This window comes from Dyadobacter sp. (genome assembly GCF_039919315.1).
Lineage (GTDB): Bacteria > Bacteroidota > Bacteroidia > Cytophagales > Spirosomataceae > Dyadobacter.
The window spans coordinates 79,169-89,190 of the sequence record NZ_JBDSFX010000010.1; the positions used below are offsets into that span (position 1 = coordinate 79,169).

Below are 10,022 nucleotides of genomic sequence, written 5' to 3' on the forward strand. Positions count from 1 at the left end.
AACATGGTACTGACCAAAACCCATTTTTGAATGCTTCGATCGGCTGTGCGCTATTTAGTTTTTATCATATTGTTTGCGAGTTGGAATGCGACGTGGGGGCAGTCCGGATCTTCGAAACCATGGCTTCAACAATACAACGAACACCATGAATACGACGGGATCTATGTAGTTAAAAAAGTAGCGATACCCTGTAAATCTTACGAAACTTTCCTCCTCGACGGTAACGGTAGAAAACTCACACCGGCCTATCGCGACATTGGGGATTTTTCAGAGGGGCTTGCAGAATTCGTTCCATTTGGTTCTGATTCTAATCAAGGTTTACACGGATTTATGAACCGAAACGGTGAAGTTGTTATTCCCGCCAAATATACCGGCACAGACAAATTTTTGAATGGCAAAACCTGGGTCATTTATCCTGTAGGCAAACAATTTGGACTTTCTTACATTGACATCACAGGCAAAGTCATTTATGAAATACCAATCAAATATTATAAAAACGACTTCCTCATTTCCAAAGCAACCGTCCAGTACGTATGCAACCGCGATTCGAAGGAAGACGTGATCTGGTTTAGAAAGAGGGATATGTTCTTACTCAACTGGAATTTCAGCAAGTTTGACGAGGGCAGGATCAACAATTCAAAAAATATTTATCATTTCAATTTCCTGGGCAAGTACGGCATCATCGACAAAAACATGATCCTACGTGTACCTGTCGCGCTCGACGACATTGACCCTACCTACAAATTTTCTGGGCAAGGCCTCGAACGCGTGCGTTACGGGGATAAGTACGGCTACGTAAGCCCATTCACGGGAGACCTCATTGTTCCATTCGAATATTCGGAGACGCGGAAGCCGACTAACGGCTTGTTTTGGGTCAAAAAGAATGGGAAATGGGGCTGCATTGACAAAACGGGGAAGGTCAAAATTAATTTTCTTTACGACGAAGCAACTGGTTTTACAGGTGAAAATCGCTCTGCGGTGGCTATTAATGGCAAATTCGGTCACATTGATAAGTCCGGAAAAATCAGGACGCCATTGAAATACGATTTCGCATCCTACTACAATCATGGCATTTCCATGATCCGGATCGATGACAAATACGGCTACATTGATACTACCGGCAAATTTATCATGGAAGCCATTTATGATGATGCTCTGCCTTTTGACCGTACTACGACCACCGTTGAACGCTCCTGGATCCGGTACAGGTTAACTATGAAAGGGGAAGAAAGCTTCGTGGGTTTGTCTTACAAGCTGAATGCAGTGCTTATTTTACTAGGTGTAATATTGTTCGTTTGGCTCAATGGTCTGTTGTTCAAAAGAATACAGGCGAAGAGGGCAAAAAAAGCAATGCTTAAAAAGAAGTAACCTCAGTCGTTTTGTGAGCTGGATTTGTCGATAATGACAGCCAGCAGAATAACCAATCCTTTCACGACCTGCTGCCAGAATGGGGAGACATTGAGCAAAACGAGGCCATTGTTTAGTACCCCGATAATGATAGCGCCCTGTACGGTGCCCAGTATACTGCCACGCCCACCCGAAAGCGACGTGCCTCCGATAACAACTGCCGCTATCGAGTCCAGTTCAAAACTGATGCCAGCGTTGGGCTGAGCGGAATCCAGCCGCGATGTGACCATAATCCCGCCTACTGCGGCCAGCGCCCCGGCAATGGTATAGACAATGATTTTGACCTTGTTAACATTGATCCCAGACAGCCTGGAAGCACTTTCGTTACCGCCAATGGCATAAATGTAGCGTCCTAGCCGGGTCTTTTCTGTGACAAAAACCGCAGCCAGAACAATGATACCCGATATCCAGACCGGTACCGGAATTCCCAGAAACCAGCCCGTTCCAAAATACAAAAACGTATCCCCCAGCCCACTAATCGGGAAACCCTGTGTCCATAGCATTGTAAATCCACGCGCAACGGTCAGCATCGCCAATGTTGCCACAAAGGGAGGAACTTTGAACTTCGTGATAGCCCAACCGTTAAACGCGCCCAGCAATGATCCTGTGAGCAACCCGGCGACTACGGCTCCCAATATGGTAAAACCAATGTATAAATTGTTAGCCGGCAGTTCGATGCCGTTTTTCAATAACCCGGCCGTAATGGCCCCGCAAAGCGCCAGTACCGAGCCGACAGACAAGTCGATTCCCGCAGTGAGTACGATCAATGTCATCCCGGTTGAAATACAGATATTGACCGAAATCTGCCGCATGACATTCCAGAGATTAGAAACGCTCAGAAACTTGTCGGACAGCAAACTAAGTCCCAAACACAACAGAAACAATGCTATTAATGATTGAAAGCGAAGCAGTCTGGATCGGTATAGGGCTAAATTCATGCTTGTTTTTCGTAAATGGATTTAGGGATTGCGGCGCTGAGAATAGAGTCCTCGGTCGCATCTTGTATTGAGAATTCTGCTGTCAATGCGCCTTCGGCCATTACCAGTACCCGATCGGAAACCGCCAGGATTTCAGGCAATTCCGAGGAAACACAGATGATACCCAAACCTTCGTCGGCCAGTTTCATGATCAGTTTGTAAATTTCACTCTTGGCATGCACATCAATACCTCTTGTGGGCTCGTCGAGCAGCAATAATTTTGGTTTGGTAGCCAGCCATTTGGCAAGTACAATTTTCTGCTGATTGCCTCCGCTGAGGTTCTTCGCTTTTTGTTCGCGGGTCGAGGTTTTAATTTGCAGCTCATCAATGTACTTGTCGGCCAATGAATTTTCCTTCGAAACACTCAATGCGCCCAGGTTTTCGAGATCGGTCAGTGTGGTTAAACTAATGTTATTTTTTACATTGAGGCCTAGTACCAACCCATCCCTCTTTCTATCCTCAGGCACTAGCGCCAGGCCCGCACGTATGGCGTCCGCAGGAGAATTGATTTTCAATGATTTGCCTTCCATTGAAATCTGGCCTGAGAAAGATCCCGCATGCAAGCCGAAAATAGTTTCCAGCAACTCCGTCCGCCCCGCGCCCATTAAACCGAAAATTCCCACAATTTCACCTTTTCCGACATGAAACGAAATGTCTTTTAACAGATTTTCAGTCGTCCGGACGGGATGTTTGAGCGAAATATTTTTCACTTTTAGCAGGTCGGAGCAAATTCGTTCTTCTGTATTTTTCCGGATCACCGCAATGCTTCTGCCCACCATTTTACGGATCAGCTCTTCCTGCGTTATCCCGCTCATTGAGCCGGATTCAATGGATTTACCGTCTCTTAAAACCACATAATGGTCTGCGATCCGAAACAATTCGTCCAGTTTGTGAGAGACGTACACAATGGCCTTTCCCTCCTTTTTTAAATCTTCGATAATGCCAAAAAGCACCTCCACCTCGCTGCCGGTAATGGCAGAGGTTGGCTCGTCCATAATGATCAGCTCAGCGTCCGTCAGTAGTGCTTTGGCGATCTCAACGATCTGCTGCTGACCTACTTTCAATTTATAGATCGGCGTTTCAGAATTTACTTTCAGTTTCAGATTATCGAGCAATTCCTGCGTTTTGCGCCGCATTCGTGTTTTATCAATAGTGCCGTATTGGGTTAGCAGCTCGCGTCCCAAAAAAATGTTTTCTGTAATCGTCAAATAAGGGATCAGGTTCAATTCCTGATGGATAATGGCGATCCCTTTTTGCTGTGCGTCTTTTGGATTTGCAAATCGAACGACTTCACCTTTGTAAATAATCTCACCTTCAAAATCCTGGTAAACGCCAGAGAGGATCTTCATCAATGTAGATTTTCCAGCACCATTCTCTCCAATTAAAGCAGTCACTTTTCCGGCTTCAATGGACAGACAAACGTCTTCCAAAGCGATCACTCCCGGAAATTTTTTGGTTATCTTGTTGACTGTCAACATGGCTAATCGAATTAAATATTATCCACTATTTTCAAGCTCACCGGTATCACTTCTATCCTTTTCAGGTCTGTATGCTCCTTGTTCAATTCAATGGCGCCTGAAAATGTAATCCGGTCCCCTTTTTTAACCTTTGATTTAAAACCGGGAATGACCTTATCGCGTATGATTTTGTTGATCTCCGCCGATACATTATTGAAATCCATGGAGTTAGAAAACTCATTCATATCCATTGCCCCTGAGGCGTCGCGCACTGCATTGCCGAAGATGTACTCAGTCGCAATCCTTAGTACCGATTTTTCGTGCTGAAATTCAATTTTGAGCAAGACTTGGTTTTCTTCAACGGACTCAACGGTCCCTATGCCTTTGATCAGAAAGAACTTCACGTTTCCAATTCCCAGTGCATGTGAATGATCGGCAAATGCCTTTCCTTTATCCGTTTTCAAAAGGGACAACAGTTCGCCCGTTTCAATGGCTTTTGATGTGGCCGGCAGTAGTTTCGTCTCCCAGAATCTGCCGGCATACCTGGCTGCATTAAATGATGTCGCTCCTGCTTTTACCTCATCGAGTTTTTTGAAATAAACAGAATTGTAAGCTACAACCGCGATTAAAATGAAGAATGCAGCATATCGGATGATTTTTCTCATGACTATTCCTTTTTGCCGTAAGCAGCATAATTTTCAATGTTGTCCCTTTTAACCAGCTCCACAGCCACCGGCATCTTCTTCGGAAATTCCCTTTTACCTTTGAAATACTCATCTGCAAACGTGGCAGCAGTATTCGCCATGACTTCGGGAAACTGCATTCCGGTAGCCATTATTTTTCCGTCTTGAATGGATTTCACAACATCCTCAGCGCCATCGAAACCAAAAACCCGAACCTTGTCAGCTTTACCGGCAGCAGATAAAGCCTGGTATGCGCCCATCGCCATTGCATCGTTTCCGCAAAAAACCGCATCAATGTCCGGGTGTGCCTGTAAGATGGATTCCAACACTTCCATTGCCTTATTCCGGTCAAAATCAGCGCTTTGCTGAGCAACCATTTTCAGCCCTGGATAAAAATCGACCACGCTATGAAAGCCTTTGGAGCGGTTCCAGGTATTGTTATCGCCTACCATTCCGAGGATTTCGACATACTTGCCTTTCTTATTGAGTGTTTCTACAAAATACCGGCCGATTGCCACGCAGCCTGAGTAGCTATCCGATAGTATCTGGGAAGTGGCCGCATTGTTGGCATTCACCTCGCGGTCCATACAAAAAACCGGCACACCCGCTGCAACAGCATTTTTTACGTTGACAATGGAGCCGTCTGCGTCGGTAGGATTGAACAAAATCGCGTCATAACCAGTGGCAATGGCATTTTCAAAATGATCCGTTTCCAATGAAGTACTATTTTGAGAATCAAAAACTTTTGACTCATACCCCAGCTCTTTGGCCTTAGTCTGAGCGCGTTCTGCAAGAAAAACGAACCACGGATTATTGAGCGTTGAGACTACAATGGCTATTTTCTTTGGCTCGTCGTCGGCTTGTTTTGTTTTACATCCGATGAATGCCAATCCGAAAATAGCGCAGGTCAATAGCAGTATATATGTACTTCGGAATCTCATGGGTAGGAATTTTAAGCAAGACTTGCCAAGTCTTGAAGACTTGGTAAGTCTCGTTACGGAAACACAGTAACAATAACCCGCTGATACCTGGTGAGCGACGGTTTACCATTGTCGGTCACCGACAAAATAATATGAATCGTCTCCGGCTGGCTCACTTTGGGCGCTATAAAAGAGGTGCCCACAGCGTGCAAATCCTTAATACCTAATGGTTCCTTGATGTTGTACGTCCCCGGCTCCGGATAATAGATCCATTCATAGCTCAACCCGTCACCATCAGGATCTTCTGAACCTTCTGCACTCAATGTGACAGTTTCACCACTCGTCGCTTTCAATGCATTCGCATGCTTCAAGGCTACTTTCGGCGGATGATTTGCCTCTTTGAATGGTTTGATCGTCCAGTCCATCCGCGCCGCGAAATCGTGCTGAAATGCTTCGCGCCACCTCCATAATGTCGCCTTGTTGCTGGTATGGAAATTTCCGTCCACACCTTTCACTTCGTCCATTGCGTCCGTGTAGATCGGCCGGGTTTCCGGTTCATAAAAATATTTCAATGTGCGTGGCGTGTAAAGTTCGTATCTCCCACCCCAGCCACCGAATTCCGGGTGCTCGGGATCATTCATGCCATTGGGGATCAGTCCCAAAAAAGAAGGCGTGTCACCTTCCATGAGAAACTTGGTGAATGGGTACTCAGCGCCCAGTGGGCCATGATTTCTAACATTTTCATCGAGCCAGGGATTGTCCACGATTTCAAAATTCGCGCCAGTGAACCTGCCATGAAATTTATCCCCGCTAATGCCCGACCAGGTCGCATAATGATAGGCTCCCGCCGCATGGTAACCCGGGCTACCCACATAAAAAACATCCGGAAAATTCTTCCTGATCCACGGCCCGGTATCGTCCTGGTCAGATATGGTATACATTCTGATCTTCGAAGCAAATTTTTTGAGATCTTCCGGCGAGCGTGTCATTTTCACCTTCCATAATGCTTGTGCGAGACAATTAGCCCCGCCCCACACGGGAATCCACACCGGCCGGTCGTCTTTTTTATCAACTACTTTAATGATCCATTCCGAGCCTTCCGAATCTTTTCCTTTACCCACCGCATTAAGGCCGAATTCAGGAAAACTACCTTTGGTAATGCTCAGCAGATATTCCGTTTCCGGATATCCTTTTTCGTGCAATAACAAATTGGCACGGACCTTACCATAAGTATTGATCAGTTGCTTGATCTTTTCCACCGCCACCCGTTTTTGCTGATGAATGGAGGTCGTAGCGATCAGTCCCTCAATGTCCCACTGATTAGAATAGGTTAAAAAACGGATCATGGACTGGGTATCATCCGGTTCATTTTCAATATCTGTCAAAATCAAAACCCTGCGCTTCGGCTCTATCGATTGCCCAAAAGTCGTCAATTGGGAAAATAGCAGCGGAAGGAATACCAGGCTTCTTGCTGTCTTGATAAAATATTCCTGAATAACCATATTTAAAAAGGATTGCTAAAATGCTGACTCAAAAATGGGCTGCTTAACCTGATGGCGGGGTGATTTATTTACAAAGTTCGAGGGCAATTCCGGCGATGCCTTCCTCCGATATTCCGTAGTGCGTGAATATCTCTTGCTGCGAGCCGGTCACGGTATATTCATCGGGTATTCCAATGATTTTGAACCGGTTATGGTGATTATTCTGAATTAAATAAGAGGCGCATGCCTCTCCAAGGCCACCGTAAATGCTATGTTCTTCAACGGTAATGATGGGCTTTCCGGTAGCAGCAGTGTCCGCTAATAATCGATAATCCAGTGGCTTAATGGTGTGCATACTGATCACATTCGCGAAAATATTAAACTCCTTTTGCAGCTTTTCCGCGGCCAGCAGAGCCGGAGCGACCGTTTCGCCGGTACCAATGATCGTCAAATCGCTTCCTTCACGGACGATCCGGCCTTTGCCAAATTCAAATGTCTTTTCTTCGGTCGATAACAGCGGCATTGACTTTTTACCGAATCTTAAATAGACTGGCAAATCGGTTTCAGCTGCCAGTCGGATCGCCTGCTCCGTTTCGAAATTATCAGCGGGAGCCACGATAATGAGGTTATTAATGGTACGCAGCACCGCAAAATCATGCAGACTATGGTGTGTTGAACCCAAAGCGCCATAACTCACACCCGCGCTGATACCCACCAGGTTCACCGGATTATTGGAGTAAGCCACATCATTTTTGATCTGCTCCAATGCCCTGGCCGTTAGAAAGCAGGCAGGCGAAACGGCAAAAACCTTCTTACCCGTTGAAGCCAGGCCGGCGGAAACCCCTACCAGGTTCTGTTCCGCAATCCCTACTTCCACAATCTGCTCGGGGAATTTTTGTCCGAATGGCACCAGTTTTCCTGAGCCTCGCGAATCGCTCGTTACCACGATGATATCGCGGTCATTCTGCGCCAATTGCTGTAATGTCTCTGAAAATATTTCCAGATTTGCCCTGTTCACCACCGCAGTTTTCTCAATCGTTACATCCACTATTTCTTCCAATTTAATTCCTGAAAGTTGCGATTCTGATTAATGAATAGCTTCGTCCAGAAGATCCAATTCCTGAATTGCCTCTGCATATTGCTCCGCGCTAGGTACGCCATGGTGCCAACGGAGCTGGTTTTCCATATAGCTTACTCCCTTTCCCTTCACTGTATGCGCAATCACCAGACTGGGTTTGCCTTGGGTAAATGGCAAGGCGTCAAAAGTCTCTTTCAATTGTTTGAGATCGTGACCGTCCACATGCCGCACCTCCCAGCCAAATGCTTCAAATTTCTTATCGACGGGATCCGTGTTGCATATATCGGCGGTTGGCCCGGAGATCTGCAATTCATTTTTGTCAATGATCGCGCAAAGATTATCCAGCTTGTAATGAGCCGCGGAAAGCGCCGCCTCCCAGTTGGATCCTTCCGGCAATTCGCCGTCTCCGAGCACTGTGAACACTCTATAATCCTTTTTATCCATTTTACCTGCGATCGCAGTACCCACACTAAGCGACAAACCATGACCCAATGCGCCCGTATTTTGCTCAATACCATGCACTTTGCGGGTAGGATGGCCAATGTAATGAGACTGGTACTTGCACAATGTTTCCAGATCAGACTCCGGAAAAAAGCCTCTCGACGCCAGTACGACATAAAGTGCTTCCACCGTATGGCCCTTACTTTGAATGTACCGGTCGCGGTCGGCAGACGTGAAATGTTCCGGATCCACGTGCATGGTATCATTATATAGCACATTTAGGATGTCAATACACGACAGGCTACCGCCGGTGTGGCCGGCTTTTGCGTTGTAGATGTATCGGAGTATTTTCTTCCGGTACTCCACCGACTTGTGCGCAAGTTCCTGCTCTGACATGGTTTGCACGATTATTCGTTAAAAAGCTGCACTTCCCAGCCCATATAGTTTCCCAGCGCCTCATTCAATATGCTTGCCGTTTTGGAAGCATTCATCACCACATGGTGTTCAAATCCATTTCGGCAGATGTATTGCATGAGGTTTTGAAGATTTGGAATTTCCGCCACTGCGCGGTTTCCGAATGTTTTCAATGTATCGTCCGTGAGTTTACCCTCACCTATATATGCCTTCATAACCCCACGCGGATCGTCGGTGCTGATACGGCCAAAAGTAAGCGGCGAGGCCGGTGTACGTCCAGACAGTGCGCCATAAGTATTTTCCTCTCCTACCGATGTTCCCAAAATCGGAGCAGTGCTGATTTCAATATCCGGCAAAAATGACTTGGCCCAGTTTCCACAATGGAAAAGCACGCATTTGTTGTCATCGTTTGCGTAATTATTATTCCAATCCACCAGCGCACTCGGCGACCCCGATGCCAGTTGCAGTGCGTACATACTCAGCGTACCGGTCACGTCGACCTCACAACCGCTCGGCAGCATGCTTTCGCTCATGATACTCATGCTCGTACACACATTACACCCGTAGTTTTTCTGAACCGAAGTCCAGCACTGTATCGCAGTGGCATTCAAGGCATTTTCCTGCATAAAGTCGGTCAAAACCACATCCAGTTTCGCCATTTGTATCAATGCTGCGTCCGGTGTACGGCCAGTAGGTGCGTAGTCTTTTATTTTTTGTAAACGTTGTTGTACACTGGTATCCTGGGCAGTCAGTTTATTGGCATTACCCAAAATTTCAGACAAATCCACAGTGACAACGGAAATACCATTTCGTTGCAAAATCTTCTCGCTGTAACGAACCGTATTAAAACCGCCGGGGCGTGCTCCTATCGCCCCAATCCTCACTTTCCGCAGCCCCATCGTAACCCGGCATACACCGAGAAAGTCCAGAAGATCTTTGGTAAATGTAGGATCGGTCGGGTGCACTACATGCTTGGTAGTGAGCGTATATTTGATTCCAAATTGATACAAATTATTGCAGGCTGATATCTTTCCGCACCATGAATCTCGGCGTCTGGCTACGTCCAGCTTGTCCAGATCATCCGGGTAACCCTGTACCAGTACCGGTACATTGAGTTCAGCCAGTTTCAGGGTTTCTGCAATTCCGCGTTCATCGCCAAAATTG

9 protein-coding genes are annotated in these 10,022 nt (G+C 46.4%); 1 reads left to right on the top strand and 8 read right to left on the bottom strand.

All coding sequences use genetic code 11. From position 1 onward, the window contains the following. Positions 1-30: 30 nt before the first annotated feature. Positions 31-1,368, top strand: a complete 1,338-nt coding sequence (locus tag ABIO93_RS02965) for a WG repeat-containing protein (protein WP_348064265.1) — start codon at positions 31-33, stop codon at positions 1,366-1,368. Positions 1,369-1,370: 2 nt separating this feature from the next. Here the strand turns inward: ABIO93_RS02965 and rbsC are convergent, their stop codons facing one another. From rbsC to ABIO93_RS03005, 8 genes are all read right to left on the bottom strand, one after another. Then, the gene (gene rbsC / locus ABIO93_RS02970; protein WP_348064267.1) at positions 1,371-2,345 is read right to left on the bottom strand and encodes a ribose ABC transporter permease; all 975 of its coding nucleotides are present in this window, start codon (positions 2,343-2,345) and stop codon (positions 1,371-1,373) included. Continuing rightward, entirely contained in the window at positions 2,342-3,862 is a 1,521-nt protein-coding gene (locus tag ABIO93_RS02975) for a sugar ABC transporter ATP-binding protein (protein WP_348064269.1), read from the bottom strand. The genes rbsC and ABIO93_RS02975 overlap by 4 nt, the downstream gene beginning before the upstream one ends. Before the next feature lie 11 nt (positions 3,863-3,873). After that, positions 3,874-4,506, bottom strand: a complete 633-nt coding sequence (locus ABIO93_RS02980) for a DUF2291 domain-containing protein (protein ID WP_348064271.1) — start codon at positions 4,504-4,506, stop codon at positions 3,874-3,876. Between the two features lie 2 nt (positions 4,507-4,508). Then, positions 4,509-5,465, bottom strand: coding sequence for a D-ribose ABC transporter substrate-binding protein (locus tag ABIO93_RS02985; RefSeq protein WP_348064273.1), 957 nt, complete (start codon positions 5,463-5,465; stop codon positions 4,509-4,511). Between the two features lie 53 nt (positions 5,466-5,518). Continuing rightward, positions 5,519-6,946 (bottom strand): nucleoside hydrolase-like domain-containing protein, encoded by a 1,428-nt coding sequence (locus ABIO93_RS02990; RefSeq protein ID WP_348064275.1) that lies wholly within the window; start codon positions 6,944-6,946, stop codon positions 5,519-5,521. 64 nt (positions 6,947-7,010) lie between these two features. After that, positions 7,011-7,985, bottom strand: coding sequence for a transketolase C-terminal domain-containing protein (locus tag ABIO93_RS02995; RefSeq protein ID WP_348064277.1), 975 nt, complete (start codon positions 7,983-7,985; stop codon positions 7,011-7,013). Between the two features lie 27 nt (positions 7,986-8,012). Next, a complete protein-coding gene (locus ABIO93_RS03000; protein WP_348064279.1) occupies positions 8,013-8,840 on the bottom strand; it encodes a transketolase in 828 nt (275 codons plus the stop codon). A gap of 11 nt (positions 8,841-8,851) precedes the next feature. After that, positions 8,852-10,022, bottom strand: a 1,171-nt coding sequence (locus ABIO93_RS03005) for a fucose isomerase (protein WP_348064281.1), incomplete at its 5' end; no start/stop codon positions are given.